The following is a 25,920-nucleotide window of genomic DNA, read 5'->3' as shown; positions in this document are numbered from 1 at the left end:
CTATCCGGACGGTCGTATCGAAGATTTAGGCCCTGTCGCTGACCTTCCAAACGATAATGCTTCTGCCAAACAAAAAGCGGGGCGTTCCGTAGCTTAAAATCGGTTGGAGCTTATTTTTGAGCGAACCGTTTCTGCTTATGGTTGCCGGTCCTAACGGAGCCGGAAAAACGACTCTTACTCGACATCTGTTAGCAAACGGCGTTGATCTAGGCGAGTATATCAACCCCGACGAAATAGCCGCTGAATTGAGCGGCACGCTCGCTGAGCGCACCAGAGAAGCTCAAGCAATCGCTGACAGTCGAAGAGACGCTTGCATACGGGCGAAGCGAAGCTTCAGCTTTGAGACAGTAATGTCTCATCCGTCCAAGGTTGACATATTGGTGAGAGCGAAGGAGGCGGACTATACAGTTCTGTTGTATTTTGTAGGCACCGACGATCCCCAGACCAATGTCGAGCGTGTGGCTCTCCGCGTTGCTCAAGGAGGCCACGCGGTTCCTGAAGATAAAGTTCGCGAGCGCTGGCTCCGCACAATGAATTTGCTGCAGCAGGCGATAAGGTCATCCGATCGCTCCTATATCTTTGATAACAGCACAATTGGAACGATTAATACTGTCCCGCGATTAGTATATCATCGAAGTGCAACAAGAAGTGGACGTCTGCCTCAGAGCGAGCAGATCGGTGTCCCGCCGGCTTGGCTGAAGCGGTTTGTGCTAGATCCGATCGGCACGAATCCTTTCGATAGCTATGCAAACTTTCGTAGCAAACCCGACGTTGGATCAGTTGTTACTCTGCCGCTTGAGATAAAGGCTGACAGAAGCACGCCTGGGGCGATCGCTACGCTGGTGCAGGCCGATCATAGTCCCATACCTCATAGCATCGAGGCCGAGCAGCGTGTTTTGGGCGCTGTCATCGCCAATAGTGAAGCACTACCCGATCTCTTAGGGTCTCTTGAGCCGCGACACTTCTTCGAACCAATCCATCAAGTGATACTTCAAGCAGCGGTTAGTTTGGCGCAAGCCGGCGAGAGAATAACGTTGGAAGCAGTCGGAAAGTCTGTTCCAGTGGATGCCGACCTAGGCGGCTTGACCGTTGGGCAGTATCTCAATGTTCTTGAGACAGAGGCGGTAACGCTAGCCGAGGCGCGTGAGAATGCACGGATAGTCTTCGAGCTTTCACTACGTCGTGAACTAATCCGTCTCGGCGAAAATATAGTAAGTGCCGCTTGCGATGAGCGGGTCGATTCGTCACCCATGACGCAGATCGAGCAGGCGAGGTTAGAGCTCGATCGGCTCACTGAGGCCAGAAGCAATGATGCTCGCGAGCCAGCGTTGCCGTTCCAGCCGCCGCTGACACAAGGTCTTCATCAGTTTTCCAGAGCGTTGGTAGGTGCACTCGATTCGGCAGCCCGCGCTTTTGTACGCACGGGGCCAGGCCTCAAAACGGGGTTTGTTGACGTTGACCGCAAGATCGTCGGGTTGCAGCCCTCAGAGCTAATAGTCTTAGCTAGTCGCCCCGGCATCGGCAAATCAGCCTTGGCTACCAATATCGCCTACAACGTTGCAAGGTCATGGAGAACGGAGGTCCGCGAGGATGGAAGTAAAACGACCGTCGATGGCGGTGTCGTGGGACTTTTTTCGCTAGAGATGTCCTCGGAGCAAATCGCAACGCGAGTTATCTCACAGCAAGGCAGAATTCCGATCGGTGTTATTCGTGGCGGCGCAATTTCCGAGAAGGAATTCGAAATCATCCGCGATCAAGCCATCGAATTTCAAGCCCTTCCCTTTTTCATTGATGAAACTACGGCTCTTTCAATTGAGCAACTTGCGGCTCGAGCTCATCGACTCAAATCTCAGAAGGGACTTGATTTGTTGATTATCGATAATCTCGAACTGTTGCGGGTAGCCGCCCGCACGAATTTTGGAGAATCAAGGAGCCGTTCTCTACAAGTAACCCGCGAACTTAAGAAACTTGCTAAAGATTTGGCTATTCCGATCCTGGTTCTAGCACAACTGCCGTCGAAGGTTGAAAGACGGAGAGATAAGCGACCTCGTCTAGAGGAATTCAACGACAGGGGCGCGATCGAACAGGACGCCGATGTGATTATGTTTCTACACCGAGATGATTACTATCTTGCCCAGGAAGAGCCGCCGCCGGACAGTTACGAGTATTCGAAATGGGTTTCGGAGATGGAATTGAGTTTTGGCCTAGCAGAGCTCATAGTTGCTAAGCAGCGAAACGGAGCCACCGGTACGATAAACCTAATGTTTGAGGCGAACATTGGTTCATTTAGTGATCTCGCTACGTAGTACGAGCGCGAGTGCTAAGAGGGGGAGTAGCGCTGGATGATGCTGCCCGACGGCTGTTCGGACGTTCCCGCCGGCAAAATTGCCGCCATCGTCACGCATCTGGAAATGACCACGCGTCCCGCGCTGCGCTTCGATCAACCCCGAGCGTGGTCACTGCGCCGAGTCGAGACGCCGCCGCTCGATTGGTTTCGCGATCTCTATCGTCGCGTCGGCGAGGAATGGCTGTGGTTCTCGCGGATGCAGATGGCGGACGCCGAACTCGCGGCACGGCTTCACTCGCCGCAGCTCGAAGTCTACGCGCTGGTCGATAACGGCCGCGACGAGGGCCTGCTCGAGCTGGATTTTCGCGAGCCCGGCCAGTGCGAAATCGGCATGTTCGGCGTCACCGCAAAACTGGTCGGAACCGGCGCCGGCCGCTGGCTGATGAACCGCGCGCTGGAGATCGCCTGGTCGCGGCCGGTTGCCCGCGTCTGGCTGCACACCTGCACCTTCGACCACCCCGCCGCACTCGCCTTCTACCAGCGCTCGGGCTTTCGCGCCTTCCGGCGCCAGATCGAGATCACCGACGATCCCCGGCTCGACGGCACCGCACCGCGCGAGGTTGCGCGGCATGTGCCGGTGATTGAGTGAAGCAGTAGCGCATCCTCATCCTCGGCTGTCATCCCCGCGAAGGCGGGGTCCAGTATTCCAGAGACGTTGCGACAGAACCGAACCGCCGTAGCGTACCGGATATCCGCTTTCGCGGGGTATGACAGTCCATTACACTGGCGATTCCGTCCGCCCCGAAGAGTGGTAAAAAGCAAAATGATCCTGATCGGCCAATACGACTCCCCGTTCGTCCGCCGCGTCGCCATCGCGATGCGGCTCTATGGCATCGACTTCGAGCACAAGCCGTGGTCGACCTTCGGCGATGCCGACAAGATCGCGCCCTATAATCCGCTGCGCCGGGTGCCGACGCTGGTGCTTGATGGCGGGGAGGCGCTGATCGAAAGCGCGATGATCCTGGATTATCTCGACGATCGCATAGGACCCGAGAAGGCGATGATCGCGCGGAGCGGCGAGGCGCGCTGGCGACATTTGCGGATTTGCGCGCTGGCGATGGGGCTCGGCGACAAGGGCGTCAGCCTGCTGTACGAGCGCGTGTTGCGCAAGGAGCAGCTCGATCTCTGGGTCGAGCGCTGCAAGGCCCAGATCGCGGGCGTGCTGGAGGTGCTGGAGAAGGAGCGCGCCGCGGTGAAGACGCCCTATTGGTTCGGCGAGAAAGTCGGCCACGCCGATATCGCCGTCGCCTGCGTGCTGCGCTTCGTCGGCGAGGCGCATCCGGCGCTGTTCGACGCGCGCTATCCGGCGCTGAAGGCGCATTCCGCCGCTTGCGAGGCGCTGCCGCCGTTCCAGGAAATCGTGCAGCCGCTGGCGCCGCCGAGCGGCGATTGAACTCGGCGGAGCCGGGCCCGGCCACGGCGGCGGAGCCAGCCCAATCCTACTTTGCATGGGGTTGTTTTCGCGATTTTTTCAGGAGCCGCTGGCCGCGCCGAAGGGGTGAGGGCTCTTCACCCTCCCCTGGAGGGGGAGGGTCGCCGCGCAGCGGCGGGGCGGGGTGACGGTCTTTCCACGTCCAACACCGCCCGAGTTGAGAGATCACCCCGCCCCGTCTCACATTTCGCTGCGCTCCATGTGAGCCGACCCTCCCCCTCCAGGGGAGGGTGAAACACCTTCGCCGGTTACCCCTTCGCCCGCATCGCCTCCGGCGTATCCGGCTGCGCCAGCGGATGTGCTTTCTCAAATTCCGGCAGCGCCATCGCGGTCTCGAAAATGCGCTTCACCGTCGGATAGGTCGCCAGATTGACTTGCTGGTTCAGCGCAGCGGTGACATGGCCGACCATACAGATATCGGCGATTGTCGGCGCATCGCCATAACAGAATTTTCCGGTGTCCTTGTTATCAGCGAGGTGCCCCTCGAGTGCCGCCAGCGTTTCCACGATCCAGTGCCGCCGCCATGCCGCTTGCTGCGTGTCGCGCAGATTCAGCTCGTGGTCGAGATAGCGGCGCACCCGCGGCGTCAAGAGCGGGTGTCCCTCGCAGGCAACCATCAGCGCCAGCGCGCGGATGCGCGCGCGGCCGGCGAGGTCAGTGGGCAGCAGCGGCGGGGAGGGGTATTTCTCATCGAGATATTCGAGGATGGCGAGCGACTGGAACAGCGTGGTGCCGTCATCCTCGACCAGGGCCGGCAGCGCCATCTGCGGATTGACCCGGCGATATTCGGGATCGCGATGCGCGTTGGCGTCGATGTCGACGAAGATCACTTCGGCCGGCACGTTTTTCAGATTGAGCGCGATGCGCACGCGAAAGCTCGCCAGCGATCGCCAGAAGGAGAAGAATTTCATGGGAGGCGCACTCCGTCATGCCCGGGTTTGACCCGGGCATCCATCGCTTCACGAAAACTCTCTTGAAGATGGATCACCGGGTCAAGCCCGGTGATGACAAGTCAGGCCCCCACTGCCTTCTTCCGCCAGGCGAGATGCACGGCGCAGGTGCATCCCGGCGGATGCGAGGTAACGTCGTTGGCGGGAACGACCGCGATCGGCGCGGGCTCCTTCGCCGCCGGCTGCTCCTGCGAGGGAATATAATTCAGCACCGGTGCCAGCCAGCGCTCGGTCTCGGCGACGCTCATGTCCTTGCGCGCGGCATAGTCCTCGACCTGGTCGCGCTCGATCTTGCCGACGCCGAAATAGAAGCTTTCGGGATGGGAGAAATACAGCCCCGATACCGACGAGCCCGGCCACATCGCAAAGCTCTCGGTCAGCTTCACGCCGGCGGTGTTTTCCGCATCCAGCAGGCGGAACAGCGTCGCCTTCTCGGTGTGGTCGGGCTGGGCGGGATAGCCGGGCGCCGGACGGATGCCGGCATATTGCTCCAGGATCAACTGATCCGAGGTCAGCGCCTCGTCCGGCGCGTAGCCCCAGAACTCCTTGCGGACGCGCTGATGCATCCGCTCGGCAAAAGCTTCCGCGAGCCGGTCGGCCAGCGCCTTGCACAGGATCGAGGAGTAATCGTCATTGGCGTTCTTGAAGCGGTCGGCCACCGCGTCCTCGCCAATTCCTGCCGTGACGACAAAGCCGCCGATATAATCGGAGACGCCCGAAGACGCAGGCGCAATGAAATCCGACAATGCGGCGTTGAAGCGGCCTTCGCGCTTCTCCAGTTGCTGGCGCAGCGTATGGAACGTCGCGATCTTCTGCTTGCGGCTGTCGTCGGCATAAACCGCAATATCGTCTCCTTCCGCATTGGCCGGCCAGAAGCCGATCGTGGCGCGAGCCGTGAACCATTTCTCCTTGATGATGCGCTCCAGCATCTTGCGAGCATCGTCATAGAGCGAGCGCGCGACCTCGCCGATCTTGGGATCGTCGAGAATGGCAGGAAAGCGCCCGGTCAGCTCCCAGGTCTGGAAGAACGGCGTCCAGTCGATGTACTCGGCAAGCTCCGCCAGATCATAGGCATCAAAACTCTTCAGACCGAGGAACGACGGCTTCTTCGGCGGCGATTTGGCAAAATCGGCCTTGACTGCGTTGGCGCGGGCATCCGCAAGCTTCAGCCGCTTCTTGTCGGCCTGAGCGCGCAGATGCGCGGCGGAAATCTTGGCGTATTCGGCGCGGATGTCGGCGGCATAGGCCTCGCGCTTGTCGGGCGAGAGCAGCGACGATGCCACGCCGACGGCGCGACTGGCGTCGTTGACATGCACCACCGGACCGCCCTTATAGTTCGGGTCGATCTTGACGGCAGTATGGACGCGGCTTGTCGTGGCGCCGCCGATCAACAGCGGCATCTTCATGCCCTGCCGCTCCATCTCGCCGGCCAGGAAACTCATCTCGTCGAGCGAGGGCGTGATCAGGCCGGAGAGCCCGATGATATCGGCGCCTTCCGCCTTCGCGGTCTCGATGATCTTGGTCGCGGGCACCATGACGCCGAGGTCGATCACCTCGAAATTGTTACATTGCAGCACGATGCCGACGATGTTCTTGCCGATGTCGTGGACGTCGCCCTTCACGGTCGCCAGCACGATCTTGCCGGCGGCGTTGCGTCCGTCGCCGGTGACGCCATTGGCGAGATTGCGCGCCTTCTCCTCTTCCATGAACGGCATGAGATAGGCGACCGCCTGCTTCATGACGCGCGCCGACTTCACCACCTGCGGCAGGAACATTTTGCCGTCGCCGAAAAGATCGCCGACGATGTTCATGCCTGCCATCAGCGGCCCTTCGATCACGTTGAGCGGCCGCTCCACCGTCAGCCGCGCGGCTTCGGTGTCCTCCTCAATGAACTCGGTGATGCCGTGCACCAGCGCGTGGCTCAGCCGCTTCTCGACCGGCCATTCGCGCCAGGCGAGGTCCTGCTCCTTTGTCTGCTTCTCCTTGCCGCGGAATTTTTCCGCGAGCGCCAGCAGCCGCTCGGAAGCGCCGGGATCGCGGTTGAGGATGACGTCCTCGCACACTTGGCGCAGCTCGGGATCGATGTCGTCATAGACGATCATCTGGCCGGCATTGACGATGCCCATGTCCATGCCGGCATGAATGGCGTGATAGAGGAACACCGAGTGCATCGCCTCGCGCACCGGCTCGTTGCCACGGAACGAGAACGACAAGTTGGAGACGCCGCCGGAAATATGCGCGCCCGGCAGGTTCTGGCGGATCCAGCGCGTCGCCTCGATGAAGTCGACGCCGTAATTGTTGTGCTCTTCAAGGCCCGTCGCGATCGCGAAGATATTCGGGTCGAAGATGATATCCTCGGGCGGAAAGCCAACCTCGTCGACCAGGATGTCGTAGGCGCGCTTGCAGATCTCGGTCTTGCGCGCGAACGTGTCAGCCTGGCCGATTTCGTCGAACGCCATCACCACGACCGCCGCGCCATGGCGGCGCGCGATGCGGGCCTCGTGGATGAATTTCTCCACACCTTCCTTCATCGAGATCGAGTTGACGACCGGCTTGCCCTGAACGCATTTCAGGCCGGCCTCGATCACGTTGAACTTCGACGAGTCCACCATGACAGGCACACGCGCGATGTCGGGCTCGGCGGCGACGAGGTTGAGGAACGTCACCATCGCGGCTTCGGAATCGAGCAGGCCCTCGTCCATGTTGACGTCGATGATCTGCGCGCCGTTCTCGACCTGGTCGCGCGCCACCTGCAGTGCTGCGGTGTAATCGCCTGCGGTGATCAGCTTGCGGAATTTCGCCGAGCCCGTGACGTTGGTGCGTTCGCCGACGTTGACGAACGGAATCGCCGGCGTCAGTTCGAATGGCTCCAGCCCCGACAGCCGCAGCCGCGGCTCGATGGTCGGCACAATGCGCGGCTTGTGCGGGGCGACGGCCGCGGCAATTGCGGCGATATGGTCCGGCGTGGTGCCGCAGCAGCCGCCGACGATATTGACGAGGCCGGCTTCGGCAAACTCGCCGATCAGCCGCGCCATATATTCCGGCGTCTCGTCATACTGGCCGAATTCGTTGGGCAGGCCGGCGTTCGGATAGGCGCAGACCAGCGTGTCGGCGACGCGGCCGATATCGGCGATATGGGCGCGGAGATCTTCCGCGCCGAGCGCGCAGTTGAAGCCGACCGTGATCGGCTTGGCGTGGCGGATCGAATTCCAGAACGCTTCCGGTAATTGCCCGGACAGCAGGCGGCCGGATTTGTCGGTGATGGTGCCGGAAATCATCACGGGCACGTCGATGCCGCGTTCTTCCGTGATTTCCGAGATCGCGTAGAGCGCCGCCTTGGCGTTCAGCGTGTCAAAAATGGTTTCGACCAGCAATAGATCGGCACCGCCGTCGAGCAGGCCGTTGACCTGCTCGCCATAGGTCTTGCGCAGATCGTCGAAGGTGACGGCGCGGTAGCCGGGATTGGAAACGTCGGGCGAGATCGAGGCGGTGCGATTGGTCGGGCCGAGTGCGCCGGCAACGAAGCGCGGTTTGCCGTCCTCTGCCGAGACGCGCTCGGCGGCGGCGCGGGCGAGTTTTGCGCCGTCGCGGTTCAGCTCATAGGCGAGGTCCGACATGTCGTAGTCGGCCTGCGCGATCGAGGTCGACGAAAACGTGTTGGTGGCGACGATGTCGGCGCCGGCGCGAAGATATGCGGCGTGAATGTCCTCGATCGCCTTTGGCTGCGTCAGGATCAGGAGGTCGTTATTGCCGCGGACGTCGCGATGGAAGTCCTTGAAACGCTCGCCGCGAAACGCTGTTTCGTCGAACTGCAGGCCTTGGATCATGGTGCCCATGGCGCCGTCGAGCACCAGGATGCGCTCGCGGGCGGCGGCAAGCAGGGCAGTTCGCTTCGGTGAAATCGAAACACTCATCGGATCAGGCGGCTTTCTGTGCGCCATTGGGACGGATGCCCAGCAAATGGCTGATCGCGAACACGAGGTCCGCGCGGTTCATGGTGTAGAAGTGGAAGGTGTCGACGCCGTGCTTGGCGAGTTTGTGCACCTGGCCGGCCGCAACGGTGGCGGCGACGAGCTTGCGGGTCTCGGCGTCGTCGTCGAGGCCTTCGAACTTGTCGGCGAGCCAGTCCGGCACCGTGGTGCCGGCGCGGGTCACGAAGCTGCGAGCCTGCTTGAAATTGTGCATCGGCATGATGCCGGGGACTACCGGAATATCGATGCCGCGGGCGCGGACGCGGTCGAGATAGCGGAAGTAGAGGTCGTTATCGAAGAATACTTGGGTAATGGCGCGCGCCGCGCCGGCATCGACCTTGGCCTTGAGCGTATCGATATCGGCATCGATGGTCGGGCTCTCCGGATGCTTCTCCGGATAGGCCGAAACCGAGATTTCGATATCGGGATAGCGCTTCTTGATGCCGGCGATCAGGTCGGGCGAGCTTTGATAGCCGTCCGGATGCGCATGATAGGCGGTGCCGATGCCGGTGGTGGGATCGCCGCGCAGCGCCACGATATGGCGGACGCCGATCTCGTGATAGCGCGCCACGACGTCGTCGATCTCGCCCTTGGGCGCGCCGACGCAGGTCAGATGCGCTGCCGGGACCAGGCTGGTCTCTTTCAGGATGCGGGCGATGGTCGAATGGGTCCGCTCGCGGGTCGATCCCCCGGCGCCATAGGTCACCGAGACGAAATTGGGCGCGAGCGGCGCCAGCCGGTTGATGGTTTCCCACAGGCTCCGCTCCATCTCTTCGGTCTTGGGCGGAAAGAATTCGAAGGAGATCTTTGGCGAATGCAGAGCGCGATGGCCGTCGAAAGCGGGGTGCGTAACCTCGGTCATGGCACTTCACAAAGCTCCGAAACGATGGACGGACGTCAGCCGTAGCGACGATGGGCTAAAATAAGCGAAACACGGTCGATCAAACAGCCCATTGGAGATGGGAAATAGCCCAATATCGGAAAAATACGCAAAATATTGTCTTGAGTTAAAACGTAGTTGGGCTGTTGCGCATTGCAAATTTATTGAGTAAATACAATGAGATGATAAAATGATCGTTTCTGTTTTGGGTGTCTTTCATGGTGGGCAGAAGTACGTATTGGCGAATTTGTCACATTTTGTCCCACTCTTGGGTTACGATACGCCGCCCCTTTTCCCACAAGCGCGGGCCTGCTCTGCGCCGGCCAGCTCTTTGTCGCCTCCCATTGCCGCACTAGTTTATCGCCATGATCCCGCTTTCCGTCCTCGACCTCTCCGTCGTCACCACAGGCACAAGACCCGCCGCCGCGCTGCAGAACAGCATCGATCTGGCGCGCCATGTCGATGGGCTCGGCTATGTCCGCTACTGGCTCGCCGAGCACCACAATCTGGCGTCGGTGGCGAGCCCCGCGCCTGATTTGATGATCGGCCAGATCGCCGCAGTGACCAAAAACATCCGCGTCGGCTCCGGCGGCGTGATGCTGCCCAACCACGCGCCGCTGGTCGTGGCCGAACGTTTCAAGATGCTGGAGGCGCTGTTTCCCGGCCGCATCGATCTCGGCCTCGGCCGCGCGCCCGGTACCGATGGCGCCACAGCGCATGCGCTGCGTAGCCGGCTCGATCGCCGCGAGGGCGACGATTTTCTCGAACGGCTGAGCGAACTGGTGTTGTGGGAGACCCGCGGCTTTCCGGCCGGCCATCCCTACAACAACGTGGTGGCGATGCCTGACGATACGCCGCTGCCGCCGATCTGGCTGCTCGGCTCCTCCGACTACAGTTCGGAATTGGCGGCGCAAGTCGGCATGGGCTTCGCATTCGCGCACCATTTTGCTTCCTACGACGCGATTGCGGCGATGGCGAACTACCGCAGCCACTTCAAGCCGTCCGGCTGGCGGGAAACCCCCCACGGTATTCTCGCCGTCGCAGCGGTCGCCGCCGAGACCGATGCGGAAGCCGAAACGCTCGCTTCCTCGATGGATCTCAACCGCCTCCGCCGCGACCGCGGACAATACTTGCCGTTGCCGAGCGTCGAGGAAGCGCTGGCCTATGACTACACCGATGCCGAGCGCGCCTCGGTCATGCGCAACCGTTCGCGCCTGTTTGTCGGCAGTCCCGCGACCATCATGGCGAAGCTGCAGCCGATGATTACGGCAAGCCAGCCGGACGAACTGATGATCATCACGGCGGTCTACGACCACGACGCGCGCAAGAAGTCGTATAGTCTGCTCGCGGATGCGTTCGGGCTGGAGAAGAAAGTCGCCGCGTAAAGACTGTCGTCCCTGCGAACCGCAGGGATCCATAACCACCGAATGCAGTTGCTTTAGCGAACGTCAGCCACCGCGCTTCATCGATAGATCACGCGGTATGGGTCCCTGCGTTCGCAGGGGCGACAGAGCCATGCTCAATCCAGCTTCTCGCTGAACGTCGCGCGGAACGGATGCGCCGGATAGACGCCGACGATACGAAACTCGCGCGAGAAGAACTTCAATTCCTCCAGCGCAAAGGCGAGGCCCTTGTCGTCGGGATGGCCGTCGACATCGGCATAGAATTGCGTGGCAAAGAAATTGCCGTCGACCATGTAGCTTTCCAGCTTGGTCATGTTGACGCCGTTGGTGGCGAAGCCGCCGAGCGCCTTGTAGAGAGCGGCGGGCAAATTGCGCACCCGGAAAACAAAAGTGGTGACCAGCGGCCCCGAGCCTTGCTTGGCCCAATCCGCCTCGCGCGCCAGCACCACGAAGCGCGTGGTGTTGTGGGTCTCGTCCTCGACGTCCTCGGCAAGGATATCGAGACCGTAGATTTGCGCCGCCAGGCGGGACGCGATCGCGGCCACGCTCTTGTCCTTGCGCTCGGAAACGTCGCGCGCGCTGCCGGCGGTGTCGGCGGCGACGATCGGCTTGATGCCGAGCTTGCGGATGATGCGCCGGCACTGGCCGAGCGCATGGACATGGCTCTCCACCGTCCTGATGTCGGAGAGTTTTGTCCCTTTAGGCGCCATCAATTGATGGCGGATCGGCAAGAACCATTCCCCGACGATGAACAGGCCGGACGCCGGCAGCAAATGATGGATGTCGGCGACGCGCCCCGCCACCGAATTCTCGATCGGGATCATGCCGAGATCGGCCTCGCCCGAGGCGATCGCCGACAGCGCGTCCTCGAAGGTGGCGCACGGCAACGGTTCGGCGTCCGGATAGGCCTCGACGATGGCGATATGGGAATTGGCGCCAGGCTCGCCCTGGAATGCGATTTTGAGCTTTTTGGTCATGTCTCGTTTCTCTGGCGGGCCTTTTACCAGCCGCTCAGCTATTTGCCAGTACGCAGCGGGCGGTTTCGAGGTCGGCCGGGGTATCGACGCCGCGCGGCACGCTATCGACGATGGTGATATCGATTCGCATCCCGGCTTCCAGCGCGCGGAGCTGTTCGAGCTTTTCCTGCCGCTCCAGCGGGGAGGGGGGCAAGGTCACGAACCGCTCCAGCGCGGCGCGGCGGTAGGCATAGAGGCCGATATGATGGTAGCGCGGTCCGTCACCGTGAGGCGCGGTGGCGCGGGTGAAATACAGCGCGCGCAGCCGGTTTGGGCCGATCGGGGAGCCGACCGCCTTCACCACGCTCGGCGCCTGGTCCTCCTCCTCGGTGTGGATTTGCGAGGCCAGCGTCGCGATGTCGACCGCGAGGTCGTCGAGCGGCGGCAGCGCAGCACGGATGGTGTCCGGCATGATCGTCGGGAAATCGCCCTGCAAATTGACCACGATCTCGGCCCGGCCGGACGGATCGAGCGCCAGCATGGCCTCGTGGATGCGGTCTGAGCCGGAAGCGTGGGAGGCGCGGGTCATCACCGCCTCGCCGCCGGCAGCCCTCACCGCGTCGGCGATCTCGGGGGTGTCGGTCGCAACCGCAACCCGGCCGATTTCGGCTTCTTCCGCTCGCCGCAGCACGTGCACGATCATGGGCAGGCCGGCGATATCAAGGAGCGGCTTGCCCGGTAGTCGGGTCGCCGCCATCCGGGCGGGAATCAGCACCAAAATACGGGAATCGGTCATCGTCTGAAGGCCCGGCCGGACTGCTGGATTTGATGGGGATGGGACGAAATTCGGCGCGTTTATACGGGTTGCCAGAGCCCGGGCAAACCGATATCTCAACCCTGCTGAGGGTGCGGCGCGAAAGGCTGATTCCTGACGCGCATCCGCGGCCGTCTGCCGGCCTTCAGTCGACCTTCCCGGCCTGGAGCCTGATCCAACTATGGACTCCTTCGAACTCAACAAAATTCTCGGTGCCGTTCTCGGTACCTGCCTCGTACTTCTGGTGACGAGCTTTGCCGCCCAGGCGATTTTCGCGCCCGTGAAGCCGGAAAAGCCGGGCTTCGAAATTGCCGTAAAGGAAGACACCTCTCCCGGTGCAGCCAAGGAAGCCGCCGCGCCGGCCGAGCCGATCGAGAAGCTGTTGCAGACCGCGTCCGTCGAGAAGGGCACCGCCGCCGCCAAGAAGTGTGCCGCCTGCCATACGTTCGAAAAGGGCGGCCCCAACCGCGTCGGACCCAATTTGTACGGTGTCTTGAACGAGCCGAAGGGCCAGGGGCGCGGCGGGTTCAACTTCTCGGCCGCCTTGAAGGGCAAGGGCGGCACCTGGACCTATGAGGATCTCGACAAGTTTCTCGCCAATCCCAAGGCCTTCGTTCCGGGCACGGCGATGGGCTTTGCCGGCATTTCGAAGGACAGCGAGCGCGCCGACGTGATCGCCTATCTGCGCAGCCTGTCGGATAACCCGGCCCCGCTGCCGACGGCGGCGAAATAAGATTTCGACAGTCCCGCATGGACTTCGCCACTTCATGACGGCCAGGCATTTGCCTGGCCGTTTCGCTATGGGGGATCGCATCGTTGCTAGCGGAGTTGTTACCGGGACTATTCGCCGCAGCGGCGGTGTTCCCAAGCTGCTATCATGAGGAAAAAGCAACGTAATTCGTCGAACCCTTGCCTTATAATAGGTCCTCACTAGCTCCGCCTCGTAGTTGGCTCAGTTCGTGTCCGGGGCCGCGAGCAGATCACCGACTTCGAAGGTACGGATACTGGGTCAGCAACAGGAATTCCGCATTTGGCAATTACCAGACGATACCTCCTTCAAAGCAGCGCCGCAGCCGCGATGGTGCCCGCGCTAGGACTGGCCCCGGGCGTCCCGGCAATTTCGCCGGCCCACGCACAATCGAGCGCGCGCGAGCCAGTCTTTCGCCATGCCCTTTCGCTGTTTGGCGACATCAAGTACCCCGCCGACTTCAAGCGCTTTGACTATGTTAATCCGGACGCGCCCAAGGGTGGCACCGTCCGCAACGCAGCCTTCGGGACCTTCGACAATTTTAATATGGTGGTCGCAGGCGTGAAGGGCGCGCTCGCCGGCGCGATCCCGCTCATCTATGAAACTCTGACGACAGCGTCGCTTGATGAGGCCTCGACCGAGTATGGCGAACTCGCCGAGGCCGTCTGCCATCCCGACGATTTTTCTTGGGTGATCTATCGCCTGCGGCCGGAGACGAAATGGCACGACGGCAAGCCGGTCAGCGCCGATGACGTCATCTTCTCGCTGGAAGCGTTCAAGAAGCATCATCCGCAGTTTTCGCAATACTATCGACACGTTGTACAGACCGAGAAGTTGAACAACCGAGAGGTAAAATTTTTCTTCGACGGTCCGGGCAACCGCGAGCTTCCGCTGATCGTCGGCCAGCTGTATGTCCTACCCAAGCATTGGTGGGAAGGAACTGACGGCGAGGGACGCAAGCGCGATATCTCCACAACTACCCTGGAAGTGCCGCTCGGGTCTGGCCCATACCGGGTGAAGGAGTTTGTTGCTGGCAGGTCAATCACGTTTGAGCGTGTGAAGGACTATTGGGGCCGCCATCTTGCGGTTAATGTCGGCCGTGCCAATTTCGACGAGCTCCGGTACGACTATTTTCGAGATGCAACGGTCGCGCTTGAGGCCTTCAAAGGCGATCAGGTCGATTTTCGTGTCGAAAACAGCGCGAAGAACTGGGCGACAGCCTATGATTTTCCTGCGGTGACCGACAAGCGAGTGTTGAAGGAGGAATTCCCCAACCGTCGATCGGGGGTGATGCAGGCGTTTGTACCGAACACTCGCCGCAGCAAGTTTGCCGATCCTCGGGTGCGACTGGCATTGAATTTCGCGTTCGACTTCGAAGAGATGAACAAGCAGATCTTCTTCGGGCAATACACGCGGATCAGCAGCTATTTCCACGGCATCGACGAATTGATGGCAATCGGGCTTCCGACCGGAAAGGAGCTGGAGATTCTCGAGTCAGTGCGGGCGGAGGTTCCGAAGGAAGTCTTCACGACCGCCTACTCCAATCCGGTTGGAGGAAGTCCGGAAGCGGTCCGCAGCAATCTGCAGCAAGCGCTAAGGCTGATGAAGGAGGCGGGCTTCGAGGTTCGAGAGCGAAAGCTCGTCAACGTTGCAAGCGGTGAGCCGTTCTCAATCGAGCTGTTGTCGCGTGCCGATGATCCGGCTTTCGAACGCGTCGCGTTGTTTTACAAACCTTCTCTGGAGCGGATCGGCATTTCGGTCTCTGTTCGTAGTGTCGATGCGATCCAATATCAGAACAGGCTTCGCAACTGGGATTACGACATGTTGACGATTTCGTCGTGGGGCCAGTCGCTGTCGCCGGGCAACGAGCAGCGTGAGCACTGGAGTTCGAAGTCTGCTGACCAGCCCGGATCGGATAACTACGTTGGAATCAAGAATCCGGCAATCGACAAGCTGATCGACCGCGTCATCTTCGCTACGGATCGTCAAGACCTCATTGCGGCCACCAAAGCGCTCGACCGGGTGCTGCTGTGGAACCACTACGTCGTGCCGCAGTGGACCTATCCGAAACAGCGCACGGTGCGTTGGGATCGCTTCAGCCGTCCTGCGGAAATGCCAAAATATGGCTTGTCGGCGTTCCCCGATATCTGGTGGTACGATGCGGAGAAGGCGACCCGGATCAGCAAGCGCTCTTGAAGGATATTTCGCGCATGGCGCAATTTTCCCGCCGGCACGTCCTCGGCCTTGGCGCAGGTGCGCTGAGCGTTCTGCGGCTTGGCCCCGTACGCGCTACAGAGGAAAACGGCGCTGAGATGCACGGCATCTCGGCGTTCGGCGATCTGAAATATCCGGCCGACTTCAAGAATTTCGACTATGTGAATGTCTCTGCCCCCAAGGGCGGCATGTTCTCGACCATCCCCTCGACACGCTCTTACAATCAGTCCTACCAGACATTCAATTCGCTCAACGCCTACATCCTCAAGGGCGAGGGCGCGCAGGGCATGGACCTGACCTTCTCAGCGCTGATGGTGCGCGCCGGCGACGAGCCGGATGCGATGTACGGACTCGTCGCAAAATCGGTGCGGATTTCGTCGGACAAGCTGATCTACCACTTCACGCTGCGCCCGGAGGCCAGGTTTCACGATGGCTCGAAGATATCAGCGCATGACGTCGCCTGGTCGATCAATACGCTAAAGGCCAAAGGCCATCCGCTGATCCAGGTACAGATGCGCGATGTGAAAGGCGCCGAAGCAGTGGACGATGCGACTGTTGTCGTCACCTTCGCCGAAAGGCGCGCCCGCGACGTGCCACTTTATGTCGCCGGGCTGCCGATCTTCTCGAAGAAATATTACGAGACGCGGGCCTTCGATGAATCGATGCTCGATACGCCTCTGGGATCCGGGCCATACAAGGTCGGCCGGTTCGAGGTCAACCGCTTCATCGAGTACGAACGTGTCAAGGACTGGTGGGGCGCGAACCTCCCGGCCTGCCGCGGCTACTACAACTACGATGTGATCCGCTACGAATTCTATCGCGATCGTGATGTCGCCTTCGAGGGCTTTACCGGCAAGAGCTATCTGTTCCGCGAGGAGTTCACTGCGCGCATCTGGGCGACGCGCTACGATTTCCCCGCGATCAAGGACGGCCGGGTCAAGCGCGAGCAGGTACCGGACGAAAGGCCGTCGGGCGCGCAGGGCTGGTTCATCAATATCCGCCGCGACAAGTTCAAGGATCCCCGCGTGCGCGAGGCGCTGATCAATGCCTTCGATTTCGAGTGGACCAACAAGACCATCATGTACGACGCCTATGCACGTACGCATTCGCCGTTCCAGAATTCAGATATGATGGCGAAGGGACCGCCCTCGCCGGACGAGCTGAAGCTGCTCGAGCCATTCCGCGGCCAGGTGCCCGATGAAGTGTTCGGCCAGCCCTATGTGCCCCCGGTTTCGGACGGCTCTGGGCAAGACCGCAGCATGCTGCGCAAGGCGCAGCAATTGCTTAACGAAGCCGGCTTCGTCATCAAGGACGGCAAGCGGATGACGCCGAGCGGCGAAGTATTCCGCATCGAATTCCTGTACGACGAGCCTTCGCTGAATCCGCATCACGCGCCTTACATCAAGAACCTGGGCACGCTCGGAATCGAGGCAAGCCCGCGCTTGGTCGATGCCGTGCAGTATCGCGCCAGGGTGGAAGATTTCGATTTCGACATGACTATCACGCGCTTCTCGATGTCGACGACGCCGGGCGATGCGATGCGCGCCTTCTTCTCCTCGCATGCTGCCAAGACCAAGGGTTCGTACAATCTCGCGGGGATCGAGAGCCCCGCCATCGACGCGCTGATCGAAAAGATCATTGCGGCCGAGACCCGCGCCGAGCTAACTGTCGCCTGCCACGCCTTCGATCGCGTTTTCCGCGCCGGGCGCTACTGGGTGCCACAGTGGTACAACAAGACCCACCGGCTGGCCTATTGGGACATGTTCGATCGCCCGAAGAGCTTGCCGCGTTATCAGATCGATGCATCGGGGTCTGGCGAGCGCGTTATCTGGTGGTATGACGCCGCCAAGGCGGGCAAACTCGAGCAGGCGAAGCAACAATGACCGCCTATATCGCCCGCCGCATCCTCCTGATGTTTCCGACCTTGCTCGGTATCCTCTTCATCTCCTTCGTGGTGGTGCAGTTCGCGCCGGGCGGCCCGGTCGAGCGCGTGATCGCGCAGCTGTCCGGCGCCGATACCGGCGGCTCCTCGCGCATCTCAGGTTCTTCCACCGGCGATTTCGCCGGCCGCACGCCGCAGGCGGGCGCTTCGGCCGATGCCGTCAATTCGAGATATCGCGGTGCGCAGGGGCTTGACCCGGAATTCATCAAGAACCTCGAAAAGCAGTTCGGCTTCGACAAGCCCGCGCATGAGCGGTTTGCGCTGATGGTGTGGAATTTCGCCCGCTTCGATTTCGGCAAAAGCTACTTTCGTGACACCACCGTGTTGCAACTGATCAAGGAGAAGCTGCCGGTCTCGATATCGCTCGGGCTCTGGTTGACGCTGCTGACCTATCTGATCTCGATCCCGCTCGGCATCCGCAAGGCGGTCGCGGATGGAACGCGATTCGATACCTGGACTTCCGCGGCGATCATCATCGGCTTTGCGATCCCCGGCTTCCTGTTCGCGATCCTGCTGATCATTCTGTTTGCCGGCGGCTCGTTCTTCAATTGGTTCCCGCTGCGCGGATTGACCTCGGACGGCTGGTCGCAATTCCCCTGGTACTGGAAGATCATCGATTACTTCTGGCACCTCACGCTGCCCCTGATCGCAATGGGCCTGGGTGCCTTCGCCACCATGACGCTGCTGACCAAGAACTCGTTCCTTGATGAGATCAGGAAGCAGTATGTGATGACCGCGCGCGCAAAAGGCTGCAGCGAGGGGCAGGTGCTCTACGGTCATATCTTCCGCAATGCGATGCTGATCGTGATCGCAGGCTTTCCCGGCGCGTTCATCGGTGCATTCTTCTCCGGCTCGCTGCTGATCGAGACCATTTTCTCGCTCGACGGGCTCGGGCTGCTTGGCTTCGAGAGCGTGCTCAACCGCGACTATCCGGTGGTGTTCGGCACGCTGTTCATCTTCTCCCTTGTGGGCCTTGTGGTGGGTCTGATCTCCGATCTAGCCTATATGTGGATCGATCCAAGGATCGATTTTGAGGCGCGGGAGGTCTGATGACGGTACTCGCCCCGCAGCCGATCGAAACCTCGACGAAGTCGCCGCTCGGCGCCGCCGTGCCGGTCTCTCCTCATCCCCTTGCGATGTCTCCGCTCAACCGCCGACGCTGGCAGAGTTTTAAAGCCAATCGCCGCGGCTACTGGTCGCTCTGGTTGTTCCTCGCGCTGTTCGTGATCTCGCTGTTCGCCGAGCTGATCGCCAACGACCGCCCCTTCATGATCAAATATGACGGCAAGCTCTACTGGCCGGCTTTCGTCAGCTATTCGGAGACGACGTACGGAGGCGATTTCGAGACCGCGGCCGATTACCGCGATCCCTATCTGCAGAAGCTGATTGCGGACAAGGGCGGCTGGATCATCTGGCCGCCGATCCGCTATTCCTACGCCACCCATAACCTCGACCTGCCGACGCCGGCGCCGTCGAAGCCGACCTGGATGCTGACGGAAGAGCAGTGCAAGCCTGTGCTCGAGAAGAAGGGCCTCAAGAGCTGCAGCGACCTCGAGTACAACTGGCTCGGCACCGACGATCAGGGTCGGGACGTGGTGGCGCGGCTGATCTATGGTTTCCGCATCTCGGTGCTGTTCGGCTTGACGCTGACCATCCTGTCCTCGATCATCGGCGTCATCGCCGGCGGCGTGCAGGGCTATTTCGGCGGCTGGACCGATCTGATCTTCCAGCGCATCATCGAAATCTGGAGCGCGATTCCCTCGCTCTATCTGCTGCTGATCCTGTCATCGGTGCTGGTGCCCGGCTTCTTCGTGCTGCTTGGCATTCTGCTGCTGTTCTCCTGGACGTCCCTCGTCGGCCTCGTGCGCGCAGAATTCTTGCGCGGACGCAATTTCGAATACATCCAGGCGGCGCGCGCGCTCGGTGTCTCCAATGGCGTAATCATGTTCCGCCATCTGCTGCCGAACGCGATGGTGGCGACCATGACGTTCCTGCCGTTCATCGTGTCGTCCTCGGTCATGACGCTGACGGCGCTGGATTTCTTAGGATTCGGCCTGCCGCCCGGCTCGCCCTCGCTCGGCGAACTGCTGGCGCAAGGCAAGGCAAATGTGCAGGCGCCGTGGCTCGGCTTCACCGGCTTCTTCTCGGTCGCGATCATGCTGTCGCTCCTGATCTTCATCGGCGAGGGCGTGCGCGACGCCTTCGACCCGCGCAAGACGTTCCGGTAAGGGGGCGCGCATGGACGCTGTCAACCAGCCTCTGCTCGATGTTCGCGACCTCTCGGTGGCGTTCGGCGATACGCTCGCGGTCGATCGTGTCTCGTTTTCCATCAAGCGCGGCAAATGCGTGGCGCTGGTTGGAGAATCCGGCTCGGGCAAATCCGTCAGCGCATTGTCGGTCCTCAGACTGCTGCCGTATCCGAGCGCCTCGCATCCCTCAGGCCAAATCCACTTCCGCGGCCGCGAATTGCTGACTGCATCGGAAAGCGAGATGCGCGAGATCCGCGGCAACGACATCTCCATCATCTTCCAGGAGCCGATGACCTCGCTCAATCCGCTGCACACGGTCGAGGCGCAGATCGGCGAGATTCTTTCCCTGCATAGCGGCATCAGCGGGCAGATGGCGCGGGCGCGCACGCTGGAGCTCTTGACGCAGGTCGGCATTCCCGATCCCGAAACAAGGCTGAAGAGCTATCCGCACCAACTGTCCGGCGGCCAGCGCCAGCGCGTCATGATCGCGATGGCGCTCGCCAACGAGCCGGACCTTTTGATCGCGGACGAGCCCACCACTGCGCTCGACGTCACGGTGCAGGCCCAGATCCTGGCGCTGCTCGCGGAGATCAGGTCCCGGCTCGGCATGAGCATGTTGTTCATCACCCATGACCTCGGCATCGTCCGCCGCATCGCCGACGTCGTCTGCGTGATGAATTCGGGCAAGATCGTCGAGCAGGGCCCCGTCGAACAGGTATTTACGGCACCGAAGCATGCCTATACGCGTGCGCTGCTCGCGGCCGAGCCCAAGCCGGATCCGGCGCCGCCGCGGCCCAACGAGCCGGTGGTGATGTCGGCCGACAATCTCAAGGTCTGGTTTCCGATCAAGCGCGGGCTGTTGCGCTCGACCGTCGGCCATATCAAGGCGGTGGACGGCGTCAGCATCGCGGTGCGCAAGGGCGAGACGCTCGGCGTCGTCGGCGAATCCGGCTCGGGCAAGACCACGCTGGGCCTGGCACTGCTCCGGTTGATTTCCTCCGACGGTCCGATCGTATTCCTCGGCAACAACATCCAGGGCCTGCGCTTCAAGGCCATGCTGCCGCATCGTCGCGACATGCAGATCGTATTTCAGGATCCGTTCGGCGCGCTGAGCCCGCGCATGTCGGTCGGCGATATCGTCGCCGAAGGCCTCAGCGTGCATCAGAAATCGCTGTCATATGAAGAGCGCGAGGCGCGCGTCGTCAAGGCGCTCACGGACGTCGGTCTCGATCCGGCGACGCGATTCCGCTACCCGCATGAGTTCTCCGGCGGTCAGCGCCAGCGTATCTCGATCGCGCGCGCGGTGGTGCTGGAGCCGAATTTTGTCGTGCTGGACGAGCCGACCAGTGCGCTCGACATGCTGTTCCAGGCACAGATGGTCGACCTGTTGCGCGAGCTGCAGCGCAAGCGCGACCTGACCTACATGTTCATCTCGCACGACCTGCGCGTCGTGGCCTCGCTGGCCAGCCATCTGATCGTGATGCGTCACGGCAAGGTGGTGGAGGAGGGGCCCGCCGCAGAGCTCTTCAAGAACCCGAAGAGCGACTACACCCGCGCGCTGTTTGCTGCGGCGTTCCGGATCGAGGCGGTGCCCGCAGATCCGTCGCCGACGTGACTGTCATTCCGGGGCGCGCGTTAGCGCGAACTACGATGCGCAATTGCACATCGGAGAATCTCGATCCGCATATAACACCTGGCTTCCGGGTTCACGCGCGTTCGGAATGACCGGGCGGCGCTATAGCCGCTTGATCGCCGTAACCTCGCTGCCGACAGCCTTGATCCGCGCGATCGCTTCCTGCGTGTCCTCCACCACCGTCGCCATGTGATGCGCGTTGGCGTGCACGATGCTGTCGGCGTCCCGCACGATCGCGACGTGTCCCTTCCAGAAGATCAAATCGCCGCGCTGCAGTTTCTTCATCTCGTCAGGACCCAACGTCCGCCCGAGGCCCGCCTCCTGCATGTCGCTGTCGCGCGGGCAGCCGGTGCCGGCCGCCATCAGTGACACCTGCACCAGGCCGGAGCAATCGATGCCCAGCGAGCTCTTGCCGCCCCAGAGGTAGGGCGTGCCGACGAAGCGCTCGGCGACCGCGACGAAATCCTTTTCCACCGCGTCGAGGCTGCCGACATGGTGGCGCGGCAGATACCAGCCTTCGCCTGTGATGGCGAACGCGCCGTCTTCGCGTATCACCGTCATCCTTGCTCCCGTCGTCAGCGTCTCGACCGGCGGCAGCTTGATCGAGGGGCCCGGAAACGCGAAGGTCCGCAACACCGTGATCTTGTGCGTCGGGGCGGCCGCGGGCTTTGCCAGCGCGCCCTCCGGAAACCAGCCGACATAGCCGTCGCTTGCGAGTTGCCCCCACGCAAACCCTTCGCCGTTGCGGTCGTAGATCGTGACGCGTTCGCCCTTCAGCGCCTGCGTCAGCATCATCGCGCCCGCAGCAGGATGCTCCCACAGCGGCGCGATGGCCTCGCTCACGCAAAATTCCTCGCCGTCGACAAAACGCGCGGCCTTCACCTTGCCTTCAAGATATTTCGCGGCGATTTCGGGCCGTGCCGGCGTCAGGCGCGGATCATGCATAGCGTTCGCTCAACAGTTTGTAGATCGCGCGCGCGGCCTGACATTCGCCGCCTTCGGGACGTGCGGGTTTTGCGGAAGGCGTCCAGCCGTAGATATCGACATGCAGCCAGCTCCTGGCGTCGGTAACGAAGCGCTGCAGGAATAGCGCGCAAGTAATCGAGCCGGCAAAACCGCCCGACGGCGCGTTGTTGATGTCGGCGACCTTCGAATCCAGCCACGAATCGTAAGGCGGCCACAGCGGCATTCGCCACAACGGATCGTTCTCCCGCTTTGCATGTTCTGCGACGCTTTCGGCCAGCGTCTCATCATGGGTGTAAAAGGGCGGTAAATCCGGCCCCAGTGCCACCCGCGCCGCTCCCGTCAACGTGCCGAGGTCAACCAGCAGATCCGGCTTCTCTTCGTCCGCCAGCGCCAGCGCATCCGCCAGCACCAGCCGTCCCTCGGCGTCGGTGTTGCCGATCTCCACGTTAAGTCCCTTGCGCGACTTGAAGATGTCGAGCGGACGGAAGGCGTTGCCGGCGACTGCGTTCTCGACCGCGGGGATCAGGACGCGCAGGCGGACCTTCAGCTTAGCATCCATCACCATCTGTGCCAGCGCCAGCACGTTGGCGGCGCCACCCATGTCCTTTTTCATGATCAGCATGCCGCTGGATGGCTTTATGTCGAGTCCGCCGGTGTCGAAACAGACACCCTTGCCGACCAGCGTCACTTTGGGGTGGGCAGGATCGCCCCAGCTCAGGTCGATCAGGCGCGGCGCCCGCGCTGAGGCCATGCCGACAGCGTGGATCAGGGGAAAATTCTGTTTCACGAGATCGTCGCCGACGATGCACTCGAAGCTGGCGCCGAAGCGCGCCGCGAGCGCTTGTGCGCCGTCCGCCAGTTGCTCCGGTCCCATGTCGTTCGACGGCGTGTTGATCAGGTCGCGCGCCAGCGACGCCGCTTCCGCCATCCGCGCGATGTCGGCGATATCGACGCCGTCGGGCGGCACCAACCGGACCTCGGGCTTCTCCGCCTTGCGGTAGCGGTCGAAGCGGTAGCTTCCCAGCGCAAAGGCGAGCGTTGCCAGCCGCAGGTCGTGCGGCGCATTGGCGAAGCGATAGACGCCCGGTGGCAGCAGGCCAGGCAGCGCGCCGGGCCGGAACAGGTCGCGGGATTTGGCGCTCTCGTCCTCCAGCCCGAACACGACCTGCGCAATCTGCCCGTCGGGTGCGGGCAGCGTCAGGCACTTGCCGGGCTTGGCGGTGAAATCATTGGCGAGCGCAAACCGCCGGGCCGGCTCGGGAAGGTCTTCGGCGATCGCGCTCCAGGTCGTTTTGGTGGCGAACGTAATCGGAATGGCGGAGGCGGTGGGCGCGGTCTCGAACGGCGATGGCATGCTTGTCTCGCGAGGGGGATGGGGCTGTCTGGCTGGCATAGCACGGCCAATTAACCGGCCGTTAGGGTTAACAGTCTATTGCTGACTCGTACGGCTCCATTTGTTCCGCCATTCCCGTGAGTTGAAGTGCCATGCGTCGATCCTCCAGCCACGCCGGGTCTCTTGCCCGGTTCCTGACCTCAGCCGCGGTAACCGCGGTTTTGGCCGCGGGTCTCGGCGGCTGCAAGACCATGTCCGACGTCACGGGATCGCTGGGTTCGTCCTCATCCAAGGTCGAAGCCGCCCCCGAAGATCCACGCCGCGCGGCCGAGATCTATGGCGAGCGCTATCGCGCCAATCCCAAGGATGCCGAGGCGGCGCTGGGATATGGCCAAGCGCTCCGCGCCACCGGCCAGCGGGCGCAGGCCGCTGCCGTGCTCGAACAGGCCACCATCGCTCATCCCGGCAACAAGACGCTGCTCGCCGCCTACGGCCGCGCGCTCGCCGACAACGGCAATTCGCAGGCTGCCTTCGACGTGCTCAGCCGCGCCCATACGCCCGCCAATCCCGACTGGCGCATTTTGTCGGTGCAGGGCACCACGCTCGACAAGATGGGCAAGCACGAAGAGGCCCGCCGCTACTACGCGAGCGCGCTGAAGATCATGCCGGAAGAGCCGTCGGTGCTGTCCAATCTCGGCCTCTCCTACATGCTGACGCGGGAACTGCCGCAAGCCGAGGAAACGCTGCGGCGCGCCTATTCCAATCCGCGCGCCGACGGAAGGGTGCGGCAGAACCTCGCGCTCGTCGTCGGCCTTCAGGGCCGATTTGCGGAGGCCGAAACCATCGCCAAGGGCGATCTGCCCGCCGACGAGGCGACTGCCAACGTGGCCTACCTTCGGGAAATGCTGAACCGCAAGGACAGCCCGCGCAACGGCGGTAAGGCTGTGCCCGTCGCTGCGCGCGGGTGATCCGGCATTCCGGCGCCGCTTCCTCGCCAATCGTCGCTAGCGTTCCGGATCGCCTTCCCGCGATCGACCTCAAAGCTTGAGCAAAGGGCAGGCCCAGCGACGATAGTTGGCGTCTGCCACGCCGAGTCCTTACGGCAACATCTGGATCTTGATGTAGGTCGGTCCGAGAATGACGATGAACAGGCATGGCAGGAAGAACAGGATCATCGGCACGGTCAGTTTCGGCGGCAGCGCCGCCGCCTTCTTCTCGGCCTCGGTCATGCGCATGTCACGGTTTTCCTGCGCCATGACGCGCAGGCTCTGGCCGAGCGGGGTGCCGTAGCGTTCCGACTGCATCAGCGCGAGACAGACCGATTTCACGCCCTCCAGGCCCGTACGCTTGGCGAGGTTCTCGTAGGCCACCTTGCGGTCCTGCAGATAGGACAATTCCGCCGTGGTCAGCGCGAATTCCTCCGACAGCGCGATCGATTGCGACGCGATCTCGGTGGAGACCTTGCGGAAGGCGACTTCGACCGACATACCGGACTCGATGCAGATCAGCAGGAGGTCGAGCGCGTCGGGAAAGGCGCGCTTGATGGAGAGCTGGCGCTTGCTGATGGCGTTCTTCAGGAACAGCATCGGCGCCTGCAGCCCGAGATAGGCGGCGCCGATGCAGATGCCGAGCTTGACCGTCAGCGACTTGTCCATCTGCGTGATCACGAACACGTAGAAGACTGCGCCGAGAAACAGCACGACTGGCGTCACCGCGCGGGCAAACAGGAACGTGACGTAGGGCGCGTGGCCGCGGTAGCCGGCCATGATCAGCTTGTCGCGCGCGGCTTCCTGCGCCAGCCACTTGGTCAGGTTCAGGTCTTCCACGACCTTGGAAACGAGCTGCTTCGGGGTCTGGCGCAGCGATACCTTCTCCGATTTGTTGAGGCGCTCGCGCTCGCGCTGGCGGAGCCGTTCGCGCTCGCTGGCCACCGCCTTCATGCGCTTGGCAAGGCCCTCGCCGGCGAACAGCGGCATGATCAGCGTATAGGCGGTCGCACTCGCCGCGACGGCGGCAAGCAGCATGGTCATGAACCGCGCGTCGTGCATCTTGGCGATCAGAAACTCAATCATAGGCGCACCG

The 25,920-nt window shown here is 61.9% G+C and carries 19 protein-coding genes; 11 read left to right on the top strand and 8 right to left on the bottom strand.

Going from position 1 to position 25,920, the window contains the following annotated elements:
* Nucleotides 1–116 precede the first annotated feature (116 nt).
* The 3 genes from LMTR13_RS35390 (at nucleotide 117) to LMTR13_RS35380 (ending at nucleotide 3,740) form a co-directional block, all read left to right on the top strand.
* Nucleotides 117–2,306 (top strand): DnaB-like helicase C-terminal domain-containing protein, encoded by a 2,190-nt coding sequence (locus tag LMTR13_RS35390; RefSeq protein WP_156795914.1) that lies wholly within the window; start codon nucleotides 117–119, stop codon nucleotides 2,304–2,306.
* 36 nt (nucleotides 2,307–2,342) lie between these two features.
* A complete protein-coding gene (locus tag LMTR13_RS35385; protein WP_065731775.1) occupies nucleotides 2,343–2,936 on the top strand; it encodes a GNAT family N-acetyltransferase in 594 nt (197 codons plus the stop codon).
* A gap of 174 nt (nucleotides 2,937–3,110) precedes the next feature.
* A complete protein-coding gene (locus tag LMTR13_RS35380; protein ID WP_065731774.1) occupies nucleotides 3,111–3,740 on the top strand; it encodes a glutathione S-transferase family protein in 630 nt (209 codons plus the stop codon).
* Between the two features lie 287 nt (nucleotides 3,741–4,027).
* On the opposite strand, the gene maiA is transcribed toward LMTR13_RS35380, so the two are convergent.
* The 3 genes from maiA to metF all read right to left on the bottom strand — a co-directional run bounded on the left by maiA (nucleotide 4,028) and on the right by metF (nucleotide 9,562).
* Nucleotides 4,028–4,690 (bottom strand): maleylacetoacetate isomerase, encoded by a 663-nt coding sequence (maiA, locus tag LMTR13_RS35375; RefSeq protein WP_065731773.1) that lies wholly within the window; start codon nucleotides 4,688–4,690, stop codon nucleotides 4,028–4,030.
* A gap of 101 nt (nucleotides 4,691–4,791) precedes the next feature.
* Nucleotides 4,792–8,643, bottom strand: a complete 3,852-nt coding sequence (gene metH, locus LMTR13_RS35370) for a methionine synthase (RefSeq protein WP_065733240.1) — start codon at nucleotides 8,641–8,643, stop codon at nucleotides 4,792–4,794.
* Nucleotides 8,644–8,647: 4 nt separating this feature from the next.
* The gene (gene metF / locus LMTR13_RS35365; protein WP_065731772.1) at nucleotides 8,648–9,562 is read right to left on the bottom strand and encodes a methylenetetrahydrofolate reductase [NAD(P)H]; all 915 of its coding nucleotides are present in this window, start codon (nucleotides 9,560–9,562) and stop codon (nucleotides 8,648–8,650) included.
* Between the two features lie 383 nt (nucleotides 9,563–9,945).
* Between metF and LMTR13_RS35360 the strand changes: the two genes are divergently transcribed.
* Nucleotides 9,946–10,965 carry an LLM class flavin-dependent oxidoreductase gene (locus LMTR13_RS35360; protein ID WP_065731771.1) on the top strand — a complete coding sequence of 340 codons (1,020 nt, stop codon included), beginning with the start codon at nucleotides 9,946–9,948 and terminating at the stop codon, nucleotides 10,963–10,965.
* 134 nt (nucleotides 10,966–11,099) lie between these two features.
* On the opposite strand, the gene LMTR13_RS35355 is transcribed toward LMTR13_RS35360, so the two are convergent.
* Both LMTR13_RS35355 and LMTR13_RS35350 read right to left on the bottom strand, forming a co-directional pair.
* The gene (locus tag LMTR13_RS35355) at nucleotides 11,100–11,960 is read right to left on the bottom strand and encodes a prephenate dehydratase (protein WP_065731770.1); all 861 of its coding nucleotides are present in this window, start codon (nucleotides 11,958–11,960) and stop codon (nucleotides 11,100–11,102) included.
* Nucleotides 11,961–11,994: 34 nt separating this feature from the next.
* Complete coding sequence (locus LMTR13_RS35350; RefSeq protein ID WP_065731769.1) at nucleotides 11,995–12,735, bottom strand: 3-deoxy-manno-octulosonate cytidylyltransferase; 741 nt, start codon at nucleotides 12,733–12,735, stop codon at nucleotides 11,995–11,997.
* A gap of 199 nt (nucleotides 12,736–12,934) precedes the next feature.
* Here LMTR13_RS35350 and LMTR13_RS35345 point away from each other — a divergent pair, with 199 nt between their 5' ends.
* The 6 genes from LMTR13_RS35345 to LMTR13_RS35320 all read left to right on the top strand — a co-directional run bounded on the left by LMTR13_RS35345 (nucleotide 12,935) and on the right by LMTR13_RS35320 (nucleotide 21,521).
* Entirely contained in the window at nucleotides 12,935–13,486 is a 552-nt protein-coding gene (locus tag LMTR13_RS35345; protein ID WP_065731768.1) for a c-type cytochrome, read from the top strand.
* Nucleotides 13,487–13,783: 297 nt separating this feature from the next.
* Nucleotides 13,784–15,697, top strand: coding sequence for an extracellular solute-binding protein (locus tag LMTR13_RS35340; RefSeq protein WP_065731767.1), 1,914 nt, complete (start codon nucleotides 13,784–13,786; stop codon nucleotides 15,695–15,697).
* Between the two features lie 14 nt (nucleotides 15,698–15,711).
* A complete protein-coding gene (locus LMTR13_RS35335) occupies nucleotides 15,712–17,598 on the top strand; it encodes an extracellular solute-binding protein (RefSeq protein ID WP_065731766.1) in 1,887 nt (628 codons plus the stop codon).
* Nucleotides 17,595–18,707: a microcin C ABC transporter permease YejB gene (locus LMTR13_RS35330; RefSeq protein WP_065731765.1), complete on the top strand. Its 1,113-nt coding sequence runs from the start codon at nucleotides 17,595–17,597 to the stop codon at nucleotides 18,705–18,707. The genes LMTR13_RS35335 and LMTR13_RS35330 overlap by 4 nt, the downstream gene beginning before the upstream one ends.
* Nucleotides 18,707–19,885 carry an ABC transporter permease gene (locus LMTR13_RS35325; protein WP_065731764.1) on the top strand — a complete coding sequence of 393 codons (1,179 nt, stop codon included), beginning with the start codon at nucleotides 18,707–18,709 and terminating at the stop codon, nucleotides 19,883–19,885. The genes LMTR13_RS35330 and LMTR13_RS35325 overlap by 1 nt, the downstream gene beginning before the upstream one ends.
* Nucleotides 19,886–19,895: 10 nt before the next feature.
* Entirely contained in the window at nucleotides 19,896–21,521 is a 1,626-nt protein-coding gene (locus LMTR13_RS35320; RefSeq protein WP_065731763.1) for an ABC transporter ATP-binding protein, read from the top strand.
* A 120-nt stretch (nucleotides 21,522–21,641) separates the two neighbouring features.
* On the opposite strand, the gene LMTR13_RS35315 is transcribed toward LMTR13_RS35320, so the two are convergent.
* Nucleotides 21,642–22,484: a C40 family peptidase gene (locus tag LMTR13_RS35315; RefSeq protein ID WP_065731762.1), complete on the bottom strand. Its 843-nt coding sequence runs from the start codon at nucleotides 22,482–22,484 to the stop codon at nucleotides 21,642–21,644.
* A complete protein-coding gene (locus LMTR13_RS35310) occupies nucleotides 22,477–23,859 on the bottom strand; it encodes a leucyl aminopeptidase family protein (RefSeq protein WP_065731761.1) in 1,383 nt (460 codons plus the stop codon). Before LMTR13_RS35310 ends, LMTR13_RS35315 begins: the two co-directional genes overlap by 8 nt.
* Before the next feature lie 131 nt (nucleotides 23,860–23,990).
* Between LMTR13_RS35310 and LMTR13_RS35305 the strand changes: the two genes are divergently transcribed.
* Nucleotides 23,991–24,806, top strand: coding sequence for a tetratricopeptide repeat protein (locus LMTR13_RS35305; RefSeq protein ID WP_065731760.1), 816 nt, complete (start codon nucleotides 23,991–23,993; stop codon nucleotides 24,804–24,806).
* Nucleotides 24,807–24,935: 129 nt separating this feature from the next.
* Here LMTR13_RS35305 and LMTR13_RS35300 read toward each other — a convergent pair whose 3' ends face one another.
* Nucleotides 24,936–25,910: a type II secretion system F family protein gene (locus LMTR13_RS35300; protein WP_065731759.1), complete on the bottom strand. Its 975-nt coding sequence runs from the start codon at nucleotides 25,908–25,910 to the stop codon at nucleotides 24,936–24,938.
* Nucleotides 25,911–25,920: the final 10 nt, after the last annotated feature.

It is taken from the genome of Bradyrhizobium icense, from assembly GCF_001693385.1.
Taxonomy (GTDB): domain Bacteria; phylum Pseudomonadota; class Alphaproteobacteria; order Rhizobiales; family Xanthobacteraceae; genus Bradyrhizobium; species Bradyrhizobium icense.
This window is presented reverse-complemented; position numbering and strand designations above follow the sequence as displayed.

Bases quoted from the DNA above. Each gene is read 5' to 3' on its own strand.
- LMTR13_RS35330 (WP_065731765.1), top strand. From the start codon at position 17,595: ATGACCGCCTATATCGCCCGCCGCATCCTCCTGATGTTTCCGACCTTG.
- LMTR13_RS35345 (WP_065731768.1), top strand. From the start codon at position 12,935: ATGGACTCCTTCGAACTCAACAAAATTCTCGGTGCCGTTCTCGGTACC.
- LMTR13_RS35315 (WP_065731762.1), bottom strand. From the start codon at position 22,484: ATGCATGATCCGCGCCTGACGCCGGCACGGCCCGAAATCGCCGCGAAA.
- LMTR13_RS35325 (WP_065731764.1), top strand. From the start codon at position 18,707: ATGACGGTACTCGCCCCGCAGCCGATCGAAACCTCGACGAAGTCGCCG.
- metH (WP_065733240.1), bottom strand. From the start codon at position 8,643: ATGAGTGTTTCGATTTCACCGAAGCGAACTGCCCTGCTTGCCGCCGCC.
- LMTR13_RS35350 (WP_065731769.1), bottom strand. From the start codon at position 12,735: ATGACCGATTCCCGTATTTTGGTGCTGATTCCCGCCCGGATGGCGGCG.
- LMTR13_RS35355 (WP_065731770.1), bottom strand. From the start codon at position 11,960: ATGACCAAAAAGCTCAAAATCGCATTCCAGGGCGAGCCTGGCGCCAAT.
- LMTR13_RS35385 (WP_065731775.1), top strand. From the start codon at position 2,343: ATGATGCTGCCCGACGGCTGTTCGGACGTTCCCGCCGGCAAAATTGCC.
- LMTR13_RS35300 (WP_065731759.1), bottom strand. From the start codon at position 25,910: ATGATTGAGTTTCTGATCGCCAAGATGCACGACGCGCGGTTCATGACC.
- LMTR13_RS35335 (WP_065731766.1), top strand. From the start codon at position 15,712: ATGGCGCAATTTTCCCGCCGGCACGTCCTCGGCCTTGGCGCAGGTGCG.
- LMTR13_RS35360 (WP_065731771.1), top strand. From the start codon at position 9,946: ATGATCCCGCTTTCCGTCCTCGACCTCTCCGTCGTCACCACAGGCACA.
- LMTR13_RS35320 (WP_065731763.1), top strand. From the start codon at position 19,896: ATGGACGCTGTCAACCAGCCTCTGCTCGATGTTCGCGACCTCTCGGTG.
- LMTR13_RS35380 (WP_065731774.1), top strand. From the start codon at position 3,111: ATGATCCTGATCGGCCAATACGACTCCCCGTTCGTCCGCCGCGTCGCC.
- maiA (WP_065731773.1), bottom strand. From the start codon at position 4,690: ATGAAATTCTTCTCCTTCTGGCGATCGCTGGCGAGCTTTCGCGTGCGC.
- LMTR13_RS35305 (WP_065731760.1), top strand. From the start codon at position 23,991: ATGCGTCGATCCTCCAGCCACGCCGGGTCTCTTGCCCGGTTCCTGACC.
- metF (WP_065731772.1), bottom strand. From the start codon at position 9,562: ATGACCGAGGTTACGCACCCCGCTTTCGACGGCCATCGCGCTCTGCAT.
- LMTR13_RS35310 (WP_065731761.1), bottom strand. From the start codon at position 23,859: ATGCCATCGCCGTTCGAGACCGCGCCCACCGCCTCCGCCATTCCGATT.